Source organism: Ochrobactrum vermis (genome assembly GCF_002975205.1).
GTDB classification, from domain to species: domain Bacteria; phylum Pseudomonadota; class Alphaproteobacteria; order Rhizobiales; family Rhizobiaceae; genus Brucella; species Brucella vermis.
Genome location: NZ_PCOC01000002.1, coordinates 1,698,244 through 1,720,314, shown reverse-complemented (window position 1 = coordinate 1,720,314; position 22,071 = coordinate 1,698,244). Strand labels below are relative to the sequence as shown.

Below are 22,071 nucleotides of genomic sequence, written 5' to 3'. Positions count from 1 at the left end.
ACAAAATGCTTGCACGAGTCAAAAGACTGGCATATGCATGCTGCATACAGAATGCAGACGAGGAGGATGCTAATGACCGTTACTGGCGCTGAACCGAGCGTGATTGCGCTTGCAATGGGGGATCCGGCCGGTGTCAGTCCGGAGCTGACGGCGCGTCTTCTCGGTTTGCCGGAGGTCAGAGAAGAGGCGCATCTTATCGTCTTTGGCGATCGCCGCATTCTGGATCAGGGCGCGCGCATCGCAGGTGTCGAGCTTGATCTGCAGGACGCCAGCCTCGAAAAGGCGCCGAGTTTGCCGGTCGGCAAGCATGTCTTCGTTGACTTGAAGAATCTCGACCCGAAGGACGTTGTGCGCGGTGAAGCTACGCTGGTGGGCGGGACGTTTGCGACCCAAAACTTCCGCACAGCGCTGAAATTTGCCGCTGCAGGTCACGCACAGGCTGTTTGTTTTACTCCGTTTAACAAACAAGCCATGCGGTTTGCCTATCCTGGTTACGACGATGAAATCCGCTTTGTTGCTGATGTGCTGAATTTCACTGGCAAGGTGCGTGAGTTTAACGTTCTGGAGAAAGTCTGGAATGCGCGTGTGACGTCGCATATTCCGCTCAAGGATGTGGCCTCGACTCTGACTGTTGAAGGAATCCTTGCCGAGCTGGAGCTGGCCTGGGCATGCCTGAAGAAGGCGGGATACGACAACCCGAAGATTGCTGTGGCCGGGCTCAATCCACATGCCGGCGATGGCGGCAGTTTCGGCACGGAAGAAATCGACATCATCGAACCTGCCGTTAAGGCAGCCAAGGCTAAAGGGTTCGATGTGGATGGGCCGTTCCCGGCTGATACGGTGTTCTTGCGTGCTCTGAAGGATGGCTTTCAGGCAGTACTGACCATGTATCACGATCAAGGTCAGATCGCGATGAAGCTGATGGGCTTCGACAAAGGGGTAACGATGATGGGTGGATTGCCGTTCCCACTTTGCACGCCTGCCCACGGAACAGCCTATGATATTGCCGGGAAGGGTGTCGCCGACGTGGGAGCCACGCGCGAAGCGATCCTGCTTGCGGCACGAATGGCGAAAAGAGCAGCGGCACTTTCAGACGCGGCCTGATTTTCGACATTTTAACACTATCGGCATGGGGGGAGGCCTGTGCCGCTTAACTGGGAGGATAGACCATGAAGAAGTCTTTGCACATTGCTTGCCTCGCGGCAGGAGTGGCAGTCATAGCATCGTCTGCGCAGGCATTCGAACCAACGCGGCCTGTGGAATTCGTCGTAACCGCCGGGCCGGGAGGCGGCACGGATATATTCGCACGCACGATTCAGTCCATCATCGGCAAGTATGACCTGATGAGTGCCCCGATCGTCGTTACAAATAAGGGAAGTGCAGGCGGGGCAGAAGGCTTTGTCTATACTGCTGGCTACGAGGGCGATCCCTACAAGCTCGCTTTCGGGACCAACAACGCTTATCTTTTGCCAGTTCGTGCCAAGGTTCCCTACAAATCGGCAGACTTGGTTCCCGTTTCGGCGCTTGCCTCGGACGAATTCATTCTTTGGGTCAACGGAAAATCCGACTTCAAGACCGCTGCCGAGTTTGTCGCCAAGGCCAAGGACGACGCGAGCATGAAGGTTGGCGGCAGTCAGTCCAAGGACGTTGACCAGATTCTGACATCGATGATCAATGATGCCACAGGTTCGACGCTCGGCTATATCCCGTTCAAGAGCGGTGGTGAAGCTGCCGTCCAGCTCGCGGGCGAGCATATCGCGGCTAATGTCAACAATCCGAGTGAGAATCTCGGTCAATGGCAGGCAGGTATGGTGAAACCACTATGCGTCTTCAAGGGCCAGAAGCTCAAGGGCGAAGGTAAGATTGTCGGCGATATGGGGTGGAGTGACATTCCAACCTGCAAGGAAGCAGGCATCGCTATCGAAAATTACTCCATGCCGCGCACGGTATGGCTTCCGGCAGGGGTCGATCAGGAAGTCGTCGACTACTATGCAGGCATACTCAAGAAGGTTGCCGAGACGCCGGAATGGGCGAAGTATCTCGCCGATAGTTCGCAATCCGCCGCCTATATGAGCGGTACTGATCTTTCTTCCTTTATCAAGAACGATGAAACAGCGGTAACGGCTGTGCTGAAGCGTGAAGGCTGGCTTGCCAACTGACGTTTTGTGTATTTGTGCGGACGCCGATGGCGTCTGCACCATTCATCGAAGGAGCTCATCCCATGAGTGAGAAAGGTGAAGGCGGCGTTTCCCGCTTCATCGTCGAGGCGGGCGTTGCTCTCCTTACGGGCGCGCTGGGGGCTGCGGTTTGTTACGGCTCGCAACAGGCTGGCACGGGTTGGACGGAAATGGGCCCCGATGCCGGCTATTTCCCGTTCTACATCGGGCTGCTGATTATGTTCGGAAGTGCCTTCAATTTCGTTGCGGCATTTGTAAAACATCGCGGTAGCGGTGAAGTTTTCGTCGAGGTCTCCCGGCTGAAACCGGTTCTTGGCTTCGCCTTGCCGCTGGTCGGCTTCGCTGCCATATCGACGGTTCTGGGACTTTATGTCGGCACTGCACTCTACATCGCAGGAGCGATGATGTTTCAGGGACGCTATAAGTGGTGGGCTTCCCTGCCAGCCGGTATTGCCGTTTCCCTCTTCTTTTTCGTCATTTTTGAAATCGGCTTCAAGGTTCCGCTCCTTAAAGGTCCGGTCGAGGCTTTCTTCGGGATCTATTGATACCGGAAGGTCCGATGTCTTTGGAGGAAAGACATGGAAAACTTCAGTCTCCTGATGGATGGCTTCGCCCACATACTCAGCTTCAATCACGTTCTGCTGATGATGCTGGGTGTGACGCTTGGAATTCTGGTTGGTGTCCTGCCTGGATTGGGAGCGCCAAACGGCGTGTCCCTGCTTTTGCCACTGACGTTTACGATGGACCCCATCTCCGCAATTATTTTGCTGTCCTGCATGTATTGGGGCGCGCTGTTCGGCGGATCAACGACGTCCATTCTGTTCAATATTCCGGGTGAGCCTTCATCCGTTGCCACCACCTTCGATGGATATCCAATGGCGAAGGCTGGACATGCGAGCCGTGCATTGACGCTCGCATTCGTTTCGGCTGGCATCGGCGCATTGGCCGGTGTGGTGATGATTACCTTGCTTTCGAGCTGGGTCGCCAATTTCGCCCTGCGGTTTTCGTCACCTGAATACTTCGCCGTTTATTTTCTGGCCTTCGCCAGCTTCATATCCATGGGGGCTCAATCACCCTTCAAGACTCTCGTTTCGATGATGATCGGTTTTGCCTTTGCTTCGGTCGGTATGGATACGATCTCCGGCAATCTGCGTTTGACGTTCGACATACCTGAACTCATCAAGGGGATCTCCTTTCTGATCGCAGTGATGGGCCTGTTCGGGATCGGCGAATTGCTGTTGACGACGGAGGAGGGGCTTCGGTTCGACGGTATCAAGGCACGTGTGCGTCTCGGTGAAATTGGTCGCACGCTTCTGGAAATGCCGCGCTACTGGTTCACACTCGCCCGTTCTACACTTATCGGGATCTGGATGGGGATAACGCCGGCCGGCCCAACTGCTGCATCCTTTATGAGTTATGGCGTGGCTCGTCGCTCTGCCCGCGACAAATCGAAATTCGGCAAGGGCGACCCGCGCGGTATCGTGGCGCCGGAAACTGCCGACCACTCTGCCGGTACATCCGCGCTGCTGCCCATGCTTGCACTTGGTGTACCAGGTTCGGCAACAGCTGCCGTAATGATGGGTGGGCTGATGATCTGGGGCCTCACCCCCGGCCCGACATTGTTCACGGATCGTCCGGATTTTGTCTGGGGCCTGATTGCCTCCATGTATCTTGGCAACATCGTCGCCGTCATTCTGGTGATTGCAACCGTGCCGCTTTACGCGTCGATCCTGCGCGTGCCGTTCTCGATTATCGGGCCGATCATTGTAGCGGTTATTTTTTCCGGCGCTTATCAGGTCGCCAATTCGATAGTCGACGTTTGGCTGGTGATCGCATTCGGCGTGCTTGGCTATATCTTCAAGAAACTCGATTATCCGCTGGCGCCGTTGGTTCTCGCCATGGTTCTCGGAGACAAGGCAGAGGATGCATTCCGTCAGTCGATGATGATGTCCGGCGGTGAGCTTTCGATATTCTGGTCGAATGGTCTGGTTGCTTCGCTGATGACACTCGGGGTCTTCCTGCTTGCTTCACCCGCTATCTTCTGGGTCATTGGCAAGCTGCGTAGTCGGAAGCCCGAAATCTCCTCCGGCAATGGCAAGGTCGCCTGATGTCGACGGATCAAGCAAAAGAACTGGAACGCAAGTTGAAAGAGACGACTTCCAAATGGACGCGCGAAACCTGGCCTATTGCAGCAGCGATGATCCAGTATCCAAATATCCTGCCGAATGGCAGCTCGGTACAGGAACAGTCAGCTGAGGATTGGGCGTGCACCCTGGCTGATGTCGCGGATGCAGGCTTTACAGAGCTTGACCCGACTGACAGCTGGTTGCGGCTGGCTGATTTGTCACTCGCTCGTCGCGGTGAATTCATGGCGGTGGTCAAGTCTCTCGGCTTTACGATTCCTGCAATTTCAACCTCGCGCCGCAGCGTGATCGACGCGCAAAGTGGCGACGAATATCTGGCCTACGGGCACAGGGTTATCGACGCAGCAAAGGAGATAGGTGCAAGCTGCGTTTCCTTCGGGCTTTTTGAACCTCTGACGGATGCACAGAAACAGGCGCTTTGGTTCTGGACAGTCGATGGGGCGAAGAACCCGGACGATCCGGCTGTCTGGAACAAGGCTGTTGAACGAATTCGTGAACTCGGTCGCCATGCGGAAGAGCTCGGTATAGAGCTGTCGCTTGAAATGTATGAGGACACTTATCTTGGCACTGCGGACAGTTCTGTCCGTTTTGTGGAGGAGGTGGCGCTCGACAATGTTGGTATCAACGCTGATCTGGGTAATCTCATTCGTCTGCACCGTCCGGTCGAGCACTGGCAGAAGATGATGGAGAAGGTGGCACCTTACGCAAAATTCTGGCACGTCAAGAACTACACCCGTACAGAAGACCCGGCCTCCGGTGTGATAATCACGCATCCAGCTCCGCTTGAAAGCGGGATTATCAATTATCGTGCAGCTATCCGTATGGCGCTGGATCACGGTTTCGCTAGCCCATTTCTATGCGAACATTATGGTGGCGACGGGCTTTCCGTTTCGGCTACAAATCGTGACTATCTGCGCCGCATCCTGCCACGCGGCTAATGACCCAGACCAAGGACTGTTTCAATGACGACGATTTTCGATGCGCCGGAGGAGTTTGCCTCCACCGCTCTTGCAGGGTTTGCCAGTATCTATAACCGTTATGTGCGCCACGTGCGCGGCGGAGTTGTTCGTTCCTCCATGGTGCCTCAAGGCAAGGTTGCTGTGGTCGTCGGAGGCGGCTCTGGTCACTACCCGGCATTTGCCGGATATGTAGGGCCGGGCCTTGCGGATGCAGCCGTTGCCGGTGACGTATTTGCTTCGCCTTCCACGGCAGCGGTGGCACGTGTCTGCCGACAGGCGCACAAGGGTGGCGGTATCCTGCTGGGCTTTGGCAATTATGCCGGGGACGTCCTCAATTTTGGTGTGGCCGCCGAACGCCTGCGCGCCGAGGGCATCGACGTCCGCATAGTACCCGTAACCGACGACGTAGCCAGTGCTTCGGCGGATATGCATGAGAAGCGGCGCGGAATTGCGGGCGATCTGGTTGTGTTCAAGATTGCGGGCGCGGCTGCCGAAGCCGGTCTGTCACTGGACGAAGTTGAACGGCTGTCACGTCACGCCAATGCAAACACTGTGTCCTTCGGGGTTGCCTTCAAAGGCTGCACGCTGCCGGGTGCGCCGCATCCGCTCTTTACCGTCCCGGAAGGCCAGATGGCTCTCGGCCTAGGTATCCACGGCGAACCGGGGATCAAGGAAGAAGCAATCCTGCCTGCTTCCGGTTTGGCAAGCCTGCTGGTGGAAAAGCTTCTGGCAGAACGTCCAAAGGGAATGCAGAGGGTTGGCGTTATCCTGAACGGTCTAGGTGCGACGAAATACGAGGAATTGTTCGTCCTCTGGACGGCTGTTGCATCACTTCTGGAAAAATCCGGTCTCGATGTGGTTGCGCCAGAGGCAGGTGAGTTTGTTACGAGCCTCGACATGCAGGGCTGTTCGCTGACCCTTCTGTGGCTTGACGACGAACTCGAGCGCTACTGGACGGCTGCTTGTGATACGCCGGTTCTGCGTCGAGGGGAAGCCATTGCCGCCGAGCCTGCGACTGAGGTTGTCACGGATGAGGATGCCGCACCCGATTTTGCTCAGGCGGATGAGGCTGGGCGCGCGGGTGGTGCCTGTATTCAAGGCATTCTGCACGCTGTTGCTGACGCGCTGGTCGAAGCCGAGGAAGAACTCGGCCGCATCGATGCCTTTGCGGGCGACGGGGATCACGGGCAGGGCATGCGGCGTGGCTCTGCAGCAGCGAAGGGGGCAGCCGACCAAGCCGTCGAGGCCGGAGCCGGGACAGCAAGCGTGCTGGCTGTTGCGGGCGATGCCTGGGCAGATCGTGCTGGAGGGACATCCGGAGCACTATGGGGACTTCTGTTGCGTTCATGGAGCGCAGAGCTTTCCGATGATGGCGCTGTCGACGATGGTGCGGTCGTGCGTGGTGGTAGGCGCGCGCTTGATGCAGTGATGACCCTTGGTCGTGCGAAACCCGGTGACAAGACGCTGGTGGATGCGTTTGTACCTTTCGTTGAAACGCTCGAAAGCGCATTTGTATCTGGAAAACCGCTGGTCGACGCATGGAGTGAAGCTGCAGACGCAGCCAAGTCAGCTGCTGAAGCAACGGCGCCGCTTGCTCCGAAACTCGGTCGCGCAAGGCCACTGGCCGAAAAGAGCATCGGTCATCCGGACGCGGGTGCCATTTCGCTGGCGCTGGTCGCAGAAATCGTTGCCAAGAAACTGAAGAACTAAAAAATCAATCAGACGGACTGCCTCAAAGTCGGTCCGTCTGATGGCCATTTATTATCAGTGTAGATTTCCAATCTTCTGCTGCCGGTTCGAAAAGACACGGTTGCAGCCGTTCCCGGATAGTCGTCAGGCTTTGAGTATCTGGTGGAAATTATCAAGTTTCCCTGGCTTCGAATGCGCTACCAGCATGACCAGCTTTTCCTGATCGAAGACGCGAAACCAGTCTTCCCATTCAACAACTTCAAGGCCACCAGCATCCAATGGCCGTTCGACATCGGCAACGAATTCAGGTTCAAAAACAATTCGCAAGACTGGCGCTGCATTGGGGTCCGTGGACGTGCTGATAAATGCTGGATTCCCGTTGCGGGCAGCTACCCAGTCCCGAATGGCTTCATGTGTATCAAGGGTAATTGTTTCGCTCATAGGGAGCATTCCCTCCGGTTACTATTGCACAAGACATCATTGGCCCAGTTGGCAGGTGAGTCAAATATAAGCTTGGGTTATTAGCCGTGTCAGTCAGATGCGGTTCGTCCAGCGTTCCAGAAGACGCCAGTCCGTTCACTTTCTTCGTGAATTTGTAATCAGATTAAATTCTTTCAGTTCATCCTGTTGACGACGGCTGTGCGTTCATTCATGTCGTAAACTGACTATTCGCTGTTACAGCCTGGAAATCCCCAAAATGACCGAACGTCTCTCTTTCGCACGCGACCGCATCAATGTTCTTCTACTGGAAGGCATCAATCAAACTGCGGTCGATTACTTCAAAGCCTGCGGTTACACCAATGTCACGCATTTGCCGAAGGCGCTGGATAAAGCCGATCTGATCGAGGCGATTTCTTCCGCGCATATCGTCGGCATTCGTTCCCGAACGCAATTGACCGAAGAGATTTTTGCTGCCGCAAACCGTTTGATCGCAGTCGGTTGCTTCTCGGTGGGGACCAACCAGGTTGAACTGAAAGCCGCACGCAAGCGCGGTATTCCCGTTTTCAATGCGCCGTTTTCGAACACCCGCTCTGTTGCCGAACTGGTAATTGGCGAGATCATCATGTTGATGCGCCGGATCTTCTCCCGTTCGGTCTCCGCACATTCAGGGGGCTGGGATAAGACGGCAACCGGTAGCCGCGAAGTGCGTGGCAAGACGCTTGGTATCATCGGTTATGGTAATATCGGTTCGCAGGTTGGTAATCTTGCCGAGAGCCTCGGCATGACCGTACGTTACTTCGACACTTCCGATAAACTGCAATATGGCAATGTCAAACCGGCAGCGAGCCTCGACGAGTTGCTCAAGATTTCGGATGTCGTCAGCCTGCACGTGCCGTCCAACAAGTCCACATCGAAGCTCATTACTGAAGCAAAACTGCGCAAGATGAAGAAGGGTGCCTTCCTCATCAACAATGCACGTGGCACGGTCGTTGATCTGGAAGCCTTGGCAAAAGTATTGCAGGAAGGTCATCTCGCAGGCGCTGCTATCGATGTGTTCCCTGTTGAGCCAGCTTCCAATAACGACAGATTTGTTTCACCGATTCAGGGGCTGGAGAATGTTATTCTTACGCCACATATCGGCGGGTCAACAGAAGAAGCACAGGAACGTATCGGTACGGAAGTCACCAGAAAACTGGTCGAATATTCCGATGTCGGCTCCACGCTGGGTGCCGTCAACTTTCCACAAGTGCAGTTGCCGCCGCGTCCGACGGGCACCCGTTTCATGCATGTGCATGAAAATCGCCCCGGTATTCTCAACAGTCTCGTCAATGTTTTCTCGACGCATAACATCAACATCGCCAGCCAGTTTCTGCAGACCGACGGCGAAGTGGGTTATCTTGTCATGGAAGCTGATGGTGTAGGCGAAGCCAGCGAAACCGTACTACAGGCCATACGCGAAATTCCTGGCACCATTCGTGCCCGCCTGCTCTATTAAGCTAATTTCGCAGCGCAGTTATGCCCGGCGCTGCGATTTCTCATAGCGTTTGACGAGGCGGTCTCGGCGCAATCGCGAAAGGCGCTGAATCCAGAAAATACCGTCAAGCTGGTCTATTTCATGCTGATGGCAAACAGCGAGCAAGCCTTCCGATTCCTCGGTTTGTTCGTTGCCGTTCAGATCCTGATAGCGAATTTTAATGCGAGCGTGGCGTTCGACGTCGTCGACAACGCCTGGCATTGAGACGCTGCCTTCCTGATGGTGGATTTTCTCGTCCGAGATCCAAACGATCTCCGGGTTCACATAGAATTTTGGGCCTGTTTCCGGAGGCAGTTCCAAAACTACCAAACGCTTCGATATGCCGATATGCGGCGCCGTTATTCCGATGCCGGGTGCTGCACGCATCGTATCAAGAAGATCGATGCCCAGCTCCAGCAAAGCACTGTCGAACAGTGTGACTGGCTCCGCTACAGCGCGCAGTCGTTTATCCGGATAGTTTACAATCGGGCGAACAGTCATCTGGCCTCACATTATGCGCCGTTACCTTTTGTAACGGCGCATAATCTTTTGGCCGATTTTCACAGCGACTTGCAAACACTATCCTGACTAGCCGTTACAATCCTCGCGCAATAACGAGACGCTGCACATCGCTGGTGCCTTCATAGATCTGGCAGACGCGAACATCGCGATAAATACGTTCCACCGGATAATCCGCCAGATAGCCGTAGCCGCCATGAATCTGGATTGCAGCCGAGCAGACCTGTTCGGCCATTTCCGAAGCAACGAGTTTGGCCATTGAGGCTTCTGTCAGACAGGGCTTGCCAGCCTCACGTAATGCGGCTGCATGAAGCACCATCTGACGGGCCGTTTCAATCTTCGTCGCCATGTCAGCGAGCCTGAAAGCGACCGCCTGATGTTCGATGATCGGCTTGCCGAATGTTATGCGTTCTTTGGCGTAACCAGAAGCTGCTTCGAATGCCGCGCGCGCCATGCCGACTGATTGTGCCGCAATGCCGATACGCCCGCCCTCCAGATTGGCGAGCGCGATTTTATAGCCCTGGCCCTCGTCGCCCAGTCGGTTTTCCACTGGAATGCGCATGTTTGTAAAGGCAAGAGCACACGTGTCTGACGAGTGCTGACCGAGCTTGTGCTCGACGGAAACGACCTCGTAGCCCGGAGTGTCGGTCGGCACGATGAAAGCCGAAATGCCCTTCTTGCCTGCCGATGGATCGGTAACGGCAAACACGATGACGACGCTGCCATTCTTGCCCGATGTGATGAACTGCTTGGATCCGTCGAGGACATAATGATCACCGTCGCGGCGTGCGCGGGTTTTGAGCGCGGACGCGTCGGAGCCTGCCTGTGGTTCAGTCAATGCGAATCCGCCGATCCATTCGCCGGAAGCCATCTTGGGCAGAAATCGCTGTTTCTGTTCGTCGGTGCCGAAACGCAGGATCGGAACGCAGCCAACGGATGAATGGACGGAAACAATGGTTGAACAGGCGCCATCGCCAGCGGCGATCTCTTCCAGTGCCAGCGCATAGGCAACCGTGCCGAGATCGGAGCCGCCCCATTCTTCCGGCACCAGCATTCCGAGAAAGCCAAGCTCACCCATTTCTGAAAGTTCTGCGCGCGGAAAAGCGTGTGCCTTGTCGCGAGCGGCGGCGCCTGGCGCAAGCTGTTCTTGAGCAAACTGACGGGCGGCGTCGCGAATCTGCTCCTGGGTATCGGTCAAGAGCATCAGATGATCCTCTCTATGCCGACGGCGGTCGCTTCACCACCACCAAGACAGATACCAGCTACGCCCCGCTTCAGGCCGTGGGTTTCAAGGGCTGCGAGAAGGGTGACAAGGATACGCGCACCCGATGCACCGATAGGATGGCCGAGGGCGCAGGCTCCGCCGTGAATATTGACTTTGTCGTGCGGCAGGTCGAGGTCGCGCATCGCAGCCATGGTAACGACTGCAAAAGCTTCATTAATCTCGAAGAGATCGACATCCTTCAAGTTCCAGCTAATTTTCGCAGAAAGTTTGTTTATGGCACCGATAGGGGCCGTGGGGTAAAGGTTCGGCTTATCGGCATGGGTCGCATGGCCGACCAGAACCGCACGCGGGGTAAGCCCGCGCTTTTCTGCTTCGGAGGCACGCATGAGAACGAGCGCTGCAGCACCATCGGAGATAGAGGAGGAGTTGGCGGCAGTCACGGTGCCGTCTTCGCGAAACGCTGGGCGCAGTGTCGGAATCTTGTCCAGTTTCGCCTTGCCGGGCTGTTCATCGATAGAAATTTCAAGCTCGTTGCGCCCAGCCTTCACAGTCACCGGCGTAATCTCAGCAGCGAAGAGACCATTCTTGATGGCGTTTTGTGCACGCGTCAGCGAGGCTATAGCGAATTCATCCTGAGCTTCGCGGGTGAACTGATAGGCCTGCGCGCAATCTTCGGCGAAGGTGCCCATGAGACGGCCCTTGTCGTAAGCATCTTCAAGCCCATCAAGGAACATATGGTCCAGAATCTGGCCGTGCCCCATCCGGTATCCGCCACGCGCCTTGGGCAGCAGATAGGGCGAATTGGTCATGCTTTCCATGCCGCCCGATACGATCACGTCGGCAGAACCAGCCAGCAGCAGATCATGCGCAAGCATGGTTGCCTTCATGCCCGAGCCGCACATTTTGTTGACGGTCGTTGCACCTGTAGAAACCGGCAATCCGGCCTTGATCGAGGCCTGTCGCGCTGGAGCCTGTCCCTGACCTGCAGGCAGGACACAGCCCATATAGACATCCTCGACCGCTTCCGGTGCAAGGCCCGCTCCTGCGAGCGCACCGCGAATGGCGGCTGCACCGAGGTCAGTTGCCTGGGCGTTGGTGAAATCGCCCTGAAAGCCGCCCATAGGAGTACGGGAAGCGCCGACAATGACAATAGGATCGCTGTTGGACATGGTTATTCCTCGTTACTTTGCTGCCATGCGCAGCGCGCCATCCAGACGGATGACTTCGCCGTTGAGCATCTGGTTTTCCACGATGTGGCGGGCAAGAGCCGCATATTCTGCCGGACGTCCGAGGCGAGGCGGAAATGGTACGGAGGCACCAAGGGCATCCTGTACTTCCTGCGGCATGCCGGCCATCATGGGTGTTGCGAAAATTCCCGGAGCGATGGTCATGACACGAATGCCGTGACGTGCAAGTTCGCGAGCGACCGGCAAGGTCATGGCAGCAACGCCGCCCTTGGATGCAGAATAGGCGGCCTGTCCGATCTGGCCATCAAAGGCTGCAACCGACGCCGTATTGATGATGACGCCGCGTTCTCCATCTTCGCTAGGTTCATTCTTCGCCATGGCCTCGGAGGCAAGCCGCAGCATATTGAACGTTCCGATCAAATTGATCGAGATCGCGCGTGCGAAGCTTTCCAGTTTGTGCGCGCCGTCGCGACCAAGAACCTTTTCACCCGGTGCTACACCGGCACAATTGACGAGTACATCGATGCGCCCGAAAGCCTCAAGTGCGGCAGCGATAGCGGCTTTGCCATCCGCATCGCTGGTGACGTCGGTGCGGTGAAATCTTGCGACCGCACCTAACGTCTTGGCCTGTGCTTCGCCCGCTTCCGAATTCACATCGAGAAGTACGACTTTGCCACCGGAATCGACTGCCATTTTCGCAACCGCAGCACCGAGGCCAGAGCTTGCGCCGGTAATCAGAAATACCCGATCCTTAATCTGCATATTATTGTCCTCAGGCCGTCGTCTGTTGCTGTTTGTCGATTTCCGCCTTGCGCAGGAGGAAACGTTGGATTTTTCCACTTGGCGTCTTGGGAAGTTCGCTCAGGAAATCGATTTCACGCGGATAGGAATGGGCGGAGAGCCGCTTCTTCACATGCAATGCCAGTTCATCCTTCAGTTCCTGCGTACCTTCGAAACCGGGCGCTAGGATAACGAATGCCTTCACAATTTCCGTTCGCTGCGGGTCAGGCACACCGACGACCGCTGCTTCGTTCACGGCGACATGCTCAAGAAGGGCGCTTTCGACATCGAATGGACCGATGCGATAGCCAGAGGATGTTATAACATCGTCAGCGCGGCCGATGAAGCTGATCGAACCGTCCGGCTCGAATTCCACGGTATCCCCGGTGCGATAGTACCCGTCCGCGATGGCTGGCGTTTCCTGCTTGTAATAGCCGGAAAACCAGAGAAGTGGCGATTTCGCTATATCGACAGCAAGAATGCCAGGCTGGTTGGGGCCGAGCTCATTGCTTTGTTCATCCAGAACGGCCACACGATAGCCGGGCATTGCGTAACCGGCTGAGCCATGCCGAACGGAGTGTTCAAGCCCGTGATGATTGTTCACCACCATGCCGAGTTCGGTCTGGCCATAGTGATCGTAGATCGGTGCGCCAAGATATGCGTCGAACCAGCGAATAACTTCCGGGTTAAGTGGTTCTCCGGCGCTCGACACGACGCGCAGGCGGCCTTTGACGCGCTTTGCTGCTTCCGGTCCTTCAGCCATCAACAGACGGAATGCAGTCGGCGAACCGGCAAGGCTGGTAACGCCAAGACGACTGATGATGTCGTAGGTGCTTTCCGCGGTGAACCCGCCTTCATAAAGCGTGGTTGCCATTCCGAGCTGCAAGGGGCCCGTCACCGCATAATACAGGCCATACGCCCAACCTGGATCGGCGATGTTCCAGAAAATATCGTCTGAACGCAGACCGATGGCTTCGCGCATATATGCACCGAATGCCATCAGGGCATAAAGCGGAACCGGTACACCTTTGGGCAGACCAGCGGTGCCGGACGTCGACATCATCATGAACAGATCGCTGCCCTTGCCAAGCACTGGCGTACAATCAACCGAAGCGGAAGCTGTCGTCGCACGAAAATCGAGATCACCTGCGGGCAGATTTTCACCAGATGCGAGAACGATTGCTACCTGTGGGCAGTTTTCAACTTCGGCCAGCTTAGCGCGATTGGCCGTGTTGGTGACGACCATTTTTGCGTTGCTGGTCTTCAGGCGATGTTCGATTGCTTTTGGACCAAAGGCGGTAAACAGCGGTTGATAGATCGCGCCGATGCGCCACGTGCCGAGAATGGTTGCAATGAGTTCCGGCGTGCGTGGCAGCAAGCCTGCGACCACATCGCCGGCGCCAACACCGGCATCTTTCAGCACGTTGCCGACACGAGCGGCCATATCGCGCAGATCCTCGAAAGTGAATTCTGAAAGTTCGCCACTTGCCGCAATGGCGCGCAGGGCTATGCGGTTGCTGCCAGTATGGCGATCGCAGCATTCGACACAGGCATTGATGCCGGTTTCAGGATTGCCGTGGAGCATTGCAACGGCATCTTCTATGCGAAATTGCGCAACAGCATCATCATAGCGTGCCAGCCGCGCTGAAACAGGCGTTTCCTTCATTCCGGTGTAACCTCCCTGATAGCCACCTCCTCGTGGCTAATCGTGTTTAAAGGTTAATCGCTCCGGCATTGCAAACAATGACATTAGATGCATTAATGTGTGATCGGTTTTGCAATAGAGCGCTTATGGAACGTCACAATATCGCACCGGGCTTTGTTGAAGATGCGCTGGAAAGCGTGCGTATCCGGGGGATAGATACTGCGCTTTTGACGGCAAAGATCGGCCTGCCTGAAAGAGTGACCGAACCCGTCACCAATGTGGAATACGGTCGTCTGTGGTGGCTGATCGCCGAAACGATTAATGACGAATTCTTCGGGCTTGCGGCAAGGCCGATGCGCCCGGGCAGCTTCAACCTGCTTTGTCATGCAGTCCTGCATGCGGGTACGCTGGAAAGGGCTTTGCGGCGGGCCTTGCAGTTTCTCAATGTAGTGCTGGATGATCCGCGGGGCGAATTGCGTATCCGCGATGGCATGGTGCATGTCGTTTTGACCGATACGGGGGCACCGCGACCCGCTTTTGCCTATCGTGCTTACTGGCTGATCCTGATGGGGGTTGCCTGCTGGCTGATCGGGCGGCGTATTCCGTTGCGCACGCTCGACTTTGCTTGTCCTGCTCCGGTTCACCGTCAGGACTATCATAAATTCTTCGGCGCGCCGGTGCTATTCGATCAACCTGTGACCAGGCTCGTTTTCTCCTCGTCTTATCTATCACTGCCGATCATTCGGAGTGATGTGGCGCTGGAAAGTTTTCTGCGTGAAGCTCCCGCCAACATTCTGATCCGTTATCGTCATGATGATGATCTTTCCGCAAGAGTGCGTGGGCAACTGAGTGCCTTGCCAACAGTTGACTGGCCAACGTTTGAAAACCTGGCGGATGGGCTTGGTATGTCCGCGCCCACCTTGCGGCGCAGGTTACGAGGGGAAGGGCAAAGTTTCGGCACGATCAAGGACGAGCTTCGGTTCGTGATTGCCGAAAAGCTTTTGCGGGAAAACAGCTTGAGCGTGGCGGAAGTGGCCGCTGAGCTTGGTTATAGCGAACCGAGTGCTTTTTATCGGGCATTCCATAAATGGATGGGCCAAAGCCCGGGGCGGTTTCGGACCATGCAGGGAGAGGAATAAAAAATGCCGGGCTTTGAGCCCGGCATTTCCTTGCTTGGGAGGCAAGTTTATCAGTCTTCCTTGATCATGCTGTCCTTGCTGGTGTCCCGCATACGCAGGTAAACGATCAGGGAAATGCCAATCATGATGGTGACATACCAGTAGAAGCCGCGTTCCCAGCCGCCATTCTTGAAGCTCAGCGCCACATATTCGGCAGTGCCGCCGAAGAGAGTGTTGGCCAGCGCATAAGGCAAGGCTACGCCGAGCGCACGGATATGCGCCGGGAAAAGCTCTGCCTTCACGACAGCGTTGATCGAGGTATAGCCGGTAACGATGATGAGCGCGCCCATGACCAGCAGGCCAGCCGTTATTGGGTCGCGGGTCTGTTCCAGCGTCGTGAAGATAGGGTAGGTGAAAAGAACACCTGCGGCGCCGAAAGCGATCATCAACGGCTTGCGTCCGATCTTGTCCGACAAAGCGCCTGCAATAGGCTGCAGACACATGAAGACGAACAATGTCACGGCATTGATCTGGCTTGCCACTTCGCGACTGAAGCCGGACGTATTCACTAGAAATTTCTGCATGTAGATCGAGTAGGCATAGAATGCGAGCGTGCCGCCAGCAGTCAGAAGCATGACGAGAGCGGTTTCCTTCGGATGATGCTTGATAAGCATCCAGAAGCCGGATTTCGGAGCGTCATTGGCCTTTGCATTCTTGAAGCTTTCTGTTTCCGCAAGGCCGCGACGCAGCCAGAACACGACAACAGCAAGTAATGCGCCGATAAAGAACGGAATACGCCAGCCCCAGGATTCCAATGCCGGGGTTTCCATGGTCGACTGCAGCACGATCAAAAGCAGGATCGCGAGAAGCTGTCCCGAAATCAGGGTGACATACTGGAAGGAGGAGAAGAAGCCGCGGCGGTCTTTGCCTGCCATTTCCGAAAGATAGGTGGCGCTGGCACCATATTCACCGCCGACGGACAGGCCCTGCATCAAACGTGCAAGCACGAGAAGAGCGGGAGCTGCAAGCCCGATGGTCTGGTAATCCGGCGTAAGCGCGATGATCAGCGAACCCGCGCACATCAATGTCACGGATAGGGCGAGGCCCGCTTTGCGACCCTTGCGGTCAGCATAAACACCCATGATCCAGGCGCCAATGGGGCGCATGACGAAGCCAACGGCAAAGACTGCGGCGGCGCTCATGAGCTGTGCAGTTTGGCTTTCCGACGGGAAGAAGTGTGGTGCGAAATAGAGTGCAAATGCTGCATAGACATACCAGTCGAACCATTCGACCAGATTGCCGGTCGAGCCGCCAATAATGGACTTCAGGCGGCTGTTGGTGCTCCGCACGTCACTCCGTTCGTTTGTAATTGAGACCATGGGTTACTCCTTCAAATCTTCGATTTTTTAATTTTCACCCTTGTTGTGGAACCGGATCGGCGAAACGGTTTCGGGGTGTTTTTCCGTTGCCATCAACTCGCCTCTCCGCACCCGCTTGGGCCTGTGTGAGAAGTCTTGTGTTGGCGCTGTTGAATAATGTCAGCGGTGCTTCGTTTCAGCATCAAACGCGCAATATCTGGGAGCCTGCCTCTGCGAGCGGCTCCTGAAATGGTTGCGATGCTGAGGCTATGTTGATGTGGTGCACGGCTAGACTCCTCCCTTCGAAACTCCCATTTTTCGAAGTGGCGCTAACATGCTATGGCGAAGCCACGACCGCCATAGAGACGGATTAAAAAGATTAAATTATTGAAATAAAAAGAATATTAGTCGATTTAGTGGTATTCGCCTGTGCATCTTGTGCAAGATTCTGCGTGACTCCTTATTTCATTTTGCATAAATCAGCACAAATGAAGGCGCGCTCAAAATTTGCAAAACTCTTTTTGGTTGCCCTCGCTTTCTTGCTGGCAATCGGCGTGTGGTTTTCCGCCCGGCTGTGGGCTGAAAGCGGGGCGCTTGATGGCCTTCGTCAGGAGACAACGCTCATAGCGCGCCAGCAAGCTCGTCTTATAGACAGCGAATTGGCCAAGTTCCGGTTACTACCCGTCGTTCTGAAGGAATATAGCGATCTGCGAGATGTGCTCGCGGACGGTTCGCAAGATGCAACGGCTCGCCTTAATCAGAAGCTGGAGCTTCTTGCGCAACAGGTGGGTTCACCAATCATCTACGTGATAGCGCGTGATGGAACTGTTATCGCGTCATCGAATGCCAATACGCCGGAAAGCTTTGTCGGCCGCAATTACGATTTCCGTCCTTATTTCAAGGGAGCGATGGCGACAGGCTCGGCAGAATACTATGCCATAGGCGATTTGAGCGGTCGCTTTGGCCTCTTCCTGGCGCGACGCGTCGGCGATCAGGCTAATCCCGTCGGCGTGGTCGTCATAAAATTCGAGTTCCATAGGCTGGTGCAGACATGGTCGAACGATCCCGGTCAAACGTTTGTTGTCGATCCTCGCGGGATCATACTTGCCTCCACAGACAAGGTCGAAGAGCTTCGCTCCTTTCAGCCGATCTCAACATCAGAACGTGCGAAGTTGGTCGAGAGTGGGCAGTTTAATGCTGCGGATATGAAACAGAGCAATTATCGCTTTGCAGTGGACGGGATGATGATCGGGCCTTCCGGTCAATATTCGGTCGCAGTCGATGAGCCGATTGCTGAAACAGCCTTGAAACTGATTCATACGGTACCGACTGCACCAGCGCTACGTGCGGCAAACGACCTTGCACGCTTGGTGACGGTGGCGTCGATGCTTGTTTTCGTCGTGATTGCTGGTGCCATTTACTGGAGAATAAGCCGTGCGGCGCGTGCTGCGGCTTATCGTGCTGAACTCGAGGCTGCGGTTGAAGAACGAACGGCTGCGTTAAGTGCAGAAATGACGGAGCGGGAACTGGCCGACAAACGATTCCGCGATGCGCGGGAGGAACTGGCACAGGCAAACAGGCTAGCGTCGCTTGGATCGATCACCGCCGGGCTGGTGCATGAGATCAACCAGCCGGTTGCAACTATTCGAACACTCGCCGAAAATGCACAGCATCATCTTGCGAATGGTAAGCTCGATAAGGTTGCCAATAATCTCAATACGTCCGTGGAACTGACGGCGCGTATAGGCTCCATCACACAGGAAATGCGTCGATTTGCGCGTCGTCGCAGCGGTATTGTTCGTCCGCTTCGGCTGAATGAGCTTGTGGATGGCACAATGCTGCTTATGGGAGATCGTTTCCGGAACGCCAAGGTTCGGCTCGATATTCCAGGGCGGTCCGACATCGTGATAGTTGCGTGTCGTGTTCGATCTGAGCAGGTACTGGTAAATCTGCTGCAGAACGCATTGGATGCGGTGGTGAACAGCGAAAACCCGCATGTTTCATTCACCGTTCGTGAGGAAGGTGATCAGATTTCCCTTGTCGTGGACGATAACGGACCGGGTATCGATCCCCAGCTGGGCAATGAGATATTCAGCCCTTTTGTAACAGGAAAGGCGGACGGGCTTGGTCTGGGCCTCGGTATTGCAAGGGATCTCATGGCTGAACTGGAAGGAACGCTGCGTATCGTTCCTTCGCAACTCGGCGGTGCGGCTTTTGCTGCTACTTTGAAGCGGGTAAACAAGGGAAACGGCGATGACGGAGAGTGAACCTTTGCGGGTTATGCTGGTCGATGACGATGTCGCTTTCCGAACGGCTCTAGCCGATTCATTTGAGATCGCAGGGCTCGATATTGAAGCGCACGGCGACGGTCAGTTCGCTTTGGCCGGTTTGACGCCCGATTATCCGGGCATCGTTGTGACTGATATCCGCATGCCGCGCGTCGATGGACATGCGATGATGGAAGCATTGCTGGCGCGCGATCCGGAACTGCCGGTCATCTTGATGACGGGGCATGGTGATGTCGGAATGGCGGTGGCGTCTCTCAAGAAGGGTGCGTTCGATTTCATAGCCAAACCATTTGCCGCCGATCATCTGATATCAAGTGTGCGCCGTGCGCTGGAAATGCGTCGACTGGTGTTGGAAAACCGCCGTCTTCGCCGGGCCGCGGCCGAGGCCGAGCAGGATTATCCCTTGCTTGGTGAAACCCCGGTCATGATGCGGTTACGTGACACAATCCGCCAGCTTGCCAGCGTTGATGTCGATGTCCTGATCGAAGGTGAAACGGGAACTGGCAAGGAGTTGGTGGCCCGTCTCCTGCATCGCTGGAGCGCGCGTCACGCTCGCGGTTTTGTTGCCATCGATTGTGCGGCTTTGCCCGACGCCATCGCGGACGAGGTTCTTTTCGGCAGCCGCATCCAGCGTGGGCGAATAGTCGATGCCGATCGTGGCACACTGTTTCTTGATGAGATAGACAGCATGTCGCCGTCCGTTCAGGGCAAGCTTCTGCGTGTTGTCGAAGAGCGTGAACTGCCGTCACTTTCGGGAGAACCGCGCGCGGTTAATCTGAGGATCGTCGCGGCTGCGAAAGGCAATCTGGAAGAAGCCGTGGCCGCCGGTCGTTTTCGTTCCGATCTGCTTTATCGCCTTGAAACAGTTAGACTGCGGGTTCCTCCTCTGCGTGAGCGGCGGAAGGATATCGGTTTGCTTTTTTCCTACTTTCTTGATGAAGCAGCAGACCAGTTCGGGCAGCCCCGACCTACTATCGATGCGGCGATGGAAGCGCGGTTAAATTCAGACGAATGGTCGGGAAATGTTCGGGAATTGCGTAATTATGCCAAGCAGGTCGTGTTGGGGCTAGGGCGAGAGTCCATTGGTGAACCCAGCCCGTTTTCACTGTCGGAGCAACTTGACCATTTCGAAGACAGTGTTATTCGCGAGACGTTGGATCGGTGCAATGGTGACGTGGGGGCTGCTTCAGTCCTGTTGCAGCTACCGCGCCGCAGCCTCTACGCCCGTTTGCAAAAGCTCGCTATTGACGCATCGACCTTCAGGAAACGCGATTAATGTTTTCATTCCGGGTTTGGTCTGGTAGCGATGCCAGCGAACCCGCTGATATTGACGCCAAGTTTTTCTGCCGGGCGGCGGCGCGGCAATGAGGATGTGATGGCTACCCCCCTTGATAAAACACATGTCCGCTCCCTGTCGGTCTTTGCCGGTATGGATGATGCGAGTTTTGATCAATTTCTTAGTCAGTCTACACAGCGTGTTGTGTCCAAGGGAGCTGCCGTCTTCAATCAAGGTGACGATGCAAGCCATTTCTATGTATTGTTGCGCGGACGGCTGAAAGTCATGCAAGTTACAGCGGACGGCCAGCAGATTATTGTGCGGGTCGTCAACCCTGGAGAACTTTTCGGTTTCGCGGTGGCGCTGGGGCGCAAGGATTATCCCGGCACACCTTTGGCAGCCGTCGATAGTTCTGTGCTTGCCTGGCCGATGGAAATGATGACCGATTTCATGGCACGCAGCCCTGCGCTTGCGGTCAATACGATGCAGACGATCGGGCGCAGGCTGGATGCTGCACATAACCGCATCAGGGAAATCTCGACACAGGAAGTCGAACCACGTGTAGCCCATGCTGTGCTGAGGCTTGTCCGTGAAGCAGGGGTAAAAGAAAGCGGCGGTGTGCGGATCGACTTTCCGGTTTCGCGACAGGATATCGCTGAATTGACCGGGACGACCCTGCATACGGTATCGCGTATCATCAGCCAGTGGCAGGCCAAGGGCTGGGTTGAAGGTGGCAGGCAAACATTGCTTGTTCGGGACCTCCGGCATCTGAAATCGATAGCCGAAGGCGAGAGCTAACGCGCCTCCCGAAAGTGGAAACTACCTCGATCTAGTTTGCAGCAATTGAGCGCTGGCGGCTAATCCAGGCCGCTCCGATATTCCCGTGCAGGAATCCATTCGAGAGTGGCACGTCCGGATAAACCTTTCGCAAGCGTGCTATCCCTTCATCGGAACTGATAAGGCGGTTCAATACCTCTGCATGGATTTGAGCTACTCCCACCATATCGCAATCCTGTGGAGATAGTCTGAAACGCCTGATTCCGGCTTCTTGCAGATCAGGTAAATCCTCAAGCAGAGACTGACAGGTATGTGAGAGTGTCTGTACGCCGTTCAGCGCCAGGAAAGGTTGGCTATCCAGTGTTTTGACCGGCAACCCATCGGGTTCTTCACCGCAGACGAACTGGCAATTGTCTTTTATATGTCCCTTGGACCGCGCATGAGCGCATCGGGCTGAAATGGCCAGTGGTACTCGTCCGAACGTGAATATTTCGAACGCAATATCAGGTGCAGCTTTGACGATCTCGCATATCGAGCTGAGCGGTAGTTCTGGCGGGAGACAGATCGATTGCGCGCCGCGTGCTGCAAGAACTTTTGCAGTTGCTGCGTTGTATACATTGACCAGCGGGCCGATTGTGTGCGGCGTGCCGGACAAGAGCCCCAGTGCCGATAGATCGTTTGCTTCCACCGGCAGCTTAGCTTCCTTGATCGTTTGACGGACCTGCTTTGCTTCCCTTTCAAGCATGACAAGTGCCAGTGAGCCGAGGCTTACCGTTTTTCCTGCGCGCTGCAATCGCTCAATCACAGTGTCCATATAAGGTGTCAGAAAATGGAACCGTTTGGAGCATACGATTTCACCTACGGTAACGTGGGATATCGGGGCTTCATCGGCGATGCGGAAATAAAAATCCCGCCATTTTGGGCCGTCCCACAGAAAGAGTACGGGACCGAGGCTGAGACTGGCTGCTGACATAT

19 protein-coding genes are annotated in these 22,071 nt (G+C 55.5%); 11 read left to right on the top strand and 8 right to left on the bottom strand.

Annotated features, from left to right (window positions below):
• Positions 1-72 precede the first annotated feature (72 nt).
• The 6 genes from CQZ93_RS22275 (at position 73) to CQZ93_RS22250 (ending at position 6,990) form a co-directional block, all read left to right on the top strand.
• Positions 73-1,104: a 4-hydroxythreonine-4-phosphate dehydrogenase PdxA gene (locus CQZ93_RS22275; RefSeq protein WP_105544708.1), complete on the top strand. Its 1,032-nt coding sequence runs from the start codon at positions 73-75 to the stop codon at positions 1,102-1,104.
• Between the two features lie 65 nt (positions 1,105-1,169).
• Positions 1,170-2,159, top strand: coding sequence for a Bug family tripartite tricarboxylate transporter substrate binding protein (locus CQZ93_RS22270; RefSeq protein WP_105544707.1), 990 nt, complete (start codon positions 1,170-1,172; stop codon positions 2,157-2,159).
• Positions 2,160-2,221: 62 nt separating this feature from the next.
• A complete protein-coding gene (locus CQZ93_RS22265; protein ID WP_105545264.1) occupies positions 2,222-2,722 on the top strand; it encodes a tripartite tricarboxylate transporter TctB family protein in 501 nt (166 codons plus the stop codon).
• 33 nt (positions 2,723-2,755) lie between these two features.
• Positions 2,756-4,285 (top strand): tripartite tricarboxylate transporter permease, encoded by a 1,530-nt coding sequence (locus CQZ93_RS22260; protein WP_105544706.1) that lies wholly within the window; start codon positions 2,756-2,758, stop codon positions 4,283-4,285.
• Positions 4,285-5,259: a sugar phosphate isomerase/epimerase family protein gene (locus CQZ93_RS22255; protein ID WP_181153449.1), complete on the top strand. Its 975-nt coding sequence runs from the start codon at positions 4,285-4,287 to the stop codon at positions 5,257-5,259. Before CQZ93_RS22260 ends, CQZ93_RS22255 begins: the two co-directional genes overlap by 1 nt.
• 24 nt (positions 5,260-5,283) lie before the next feature.
• Positions 5,284-6,990 (top strand): dihydroxyacetone kinase family protein, encoded by a 1,707-nt coding sequence (locus CQZ93_RS22250; protein WP_105544705.1) that lies wholly within the window; start codon positions 5,284-5,286, stop codon positions 6,988-6,990.
• A gap of 123 nt (positions 6,991-7,113) precedes the next feature.
• On the opposite strand, the gene CQZ93_RS22245 is transcribed toward CQZ93_RS22250, so the two are convergent.
• Positions 7,114-7,410 carry a hypothetical protein gene (locus CQZ93_RS22245; RefSeq protein WP_105544704.1) on the bottom strand — a complete coding sequence of 99 codons (297 nt, stop codon included), beginning with the start codon at positions 7,408-7,410 and terminating at the stop codon, positions 7,114-7,116.
• Positions 7,411-7,666: 256 nt separating this feature from the next.
• On the opposite strand from CQZ93_RS22245, the gene serA reads away from it, so the two are divergent.
• The gene (gene serA / locus CQZ93_RS22240) at positions 7,667-8,905 is read left to right on the top strand and encodes a phosphoglycerate dehydrogenase (protein WP_105544703.1); all 1,239 of its coding nucleotides are present in this window, start codon (positions 7,667-7,669) and stop codon (positions 8,903-8,905) included.
• Between the two features lie 18 nt (positions 8,906-8,923).
• On the opposite strand, the gene CQZ93_RS22235 is transcribed toward serA, so the two are convergent.
• From CQZ93_RS22235 to CQZ93_RS22215, 5 genes are all read right to left on the bottom strand, one after another.
• Positions 8,924-9,424: a peptide deformylase gene (locus tag CQZ93_RS22235; RefSeq protein ID WP_105544702.1), complete on the bottom strand. Its 501-nt coding sequence runs from the start codon at positions 9,422-9,424 to the stop codon at positions 8,924-8,926.
• Positions 9,425-9,518: 94 nt separating this feature from the next.
• Positions 9,519-10,646, bottom strand: coding sequence for an acyl-CoA dehydrogenase family protein (locus CQZ93_RS22230; RefSeq protein ID WP_105544701.1), 1,128 nt, complete (start codon positions 10,644-10,646; stop codon positions 9,519-9,521).
• Entirely contained in the window at positions 10,646-11,836 is a 1,191-nt protein-coding gene (locus CQZ93_RS22225) for an acetyl-CoA C-acyltransferase (RefSeq protein ID WP_105544700.1), read from the bottom strand. The genes CQZ93_RS22230 and CQZ93_RS22225 overlap by 1 nt, the downstream gene beginning before the upstream one ends.
• Before the next feature lie 12 nt (positions 11,837-11,848).
• Positions 11,849-12,616, bottom strand: coding sequence for a 3-hydroxyacyl-CoA dehydrogenase (locus CQZ93_RS22220; RefSeq protein ID WP_105544699.1), 768 nt, complete (start codon positions 12,614-12,616; stop codon positions 11,849-11,851).
• Between the two features lie 10 nt (positions 12,617-12,626).
• Positions 12,627-14,300: an acyl-CoA synthetase gene (locus tag CQZ93_RS22215; RefSeq protein WP_105544698.1), complete on the bottom strand. Its 1,674-nt coding sequence runs from the start codon at positions 14,298-14,300 to the stop codon at positions 12,627-12,629.
• A gap of 125 nt (positions 14,301-14,425) precedes the next feature.
• On the opposite strand from CQZ93_RS22215, the gene CQZ93_RS22210 reads away from it, so the two are divergent.
• Entirely contained in the window at positions 14,426-15,418 is a 993-nt protein-coding gene (locus tag CQZ93_RS22210; protein WP_105544697.1) for an AraC family transcriptional regulator, read from the top strand.
• A 50-nt stretch (positions 15,419-15,468) separates the two neighbouring features.
• On the opposite strand, the gene CQZ93_RS22205 is transcribed toward CQZ93_RS22210, so the two are convergent.
• A complete protein-coding gene (locus CQZ93_RS22205) occupies positions 15,469-16,776 on the bottom strand; it encodes an MFS transporter (RefSeq protein WP_105544696.1) in 1,308 nt (435 codons plus the stop codon).
• A gap of 467 nt (positions 16,777-17,243) precedes the next feature.
• Between CQZ93_RS22205 and CQZ93_RS22200 the strand changes: the two genes are divergently transcribed.
• The 3 genes from CQZ93_RS22200 to CQZ93_RS22190 all read left to right on the top strand — a co-directional run bounded on the left by CQZ93_RS22200 (position 17,244) and on the right by CQZ93_RS22190 (position 21,117).
• Positions 17,244-19,022: a sensor histidine kinase gene (locus CQZ93_RS22200; protein ID WP_105544695.1), complete on the top strand. Its 1,779-nt coding sequence runs from the start codon at positions 17,244-17,246 to the stop codon at positions 19,020-19,022.
• Positions 19,009-20,319, top strand: coding sequence for a sigma-54-dependent transcriptional regulator (locus CQZ93_RS22195; RefSeq protein WP_105544694.1), 1,311 nt, complete (start codon positions 19,009-19,011; stop codon positions 20,317-20,319). The genes CQZ93_RS22200 and CQZ93_RS22195 overlap by 14 nt, the downstream gene beginning before the upstream one ends.
• Positions 20,320-20,418: 99 nt before the next feature.
• Complete coding sequence (locus tag CQZ93_RS22190; RefSeq protein WP_105544693.1) at positions 20,419-21,117, top strand: Crp/Fnr family transcriptional regulator; 699 nt, start codon at positions 20,419-20,421, stop codon at positions 21,115-21,117.
• A 31-nt stretch (positions 21,118-21,148) separates the two neighbouring features.
• Here CQZ93_RS22190 and CQZ93_RS22185 read toward each other — a convergent pair whose 3' ends face one another.
• Positions 21,149-22,069, bottom strand: a complete 921-nt coding sequence (locus CQZ93_RS22185) for a U32 family peptidase (RefSeq protein WP_105544692.1) — start codon at positions 22,067-22,069, stop codon at positions 21,149-21,151.
• Positions 22,070-22,071: the final 2 nt, after the last annotated feature.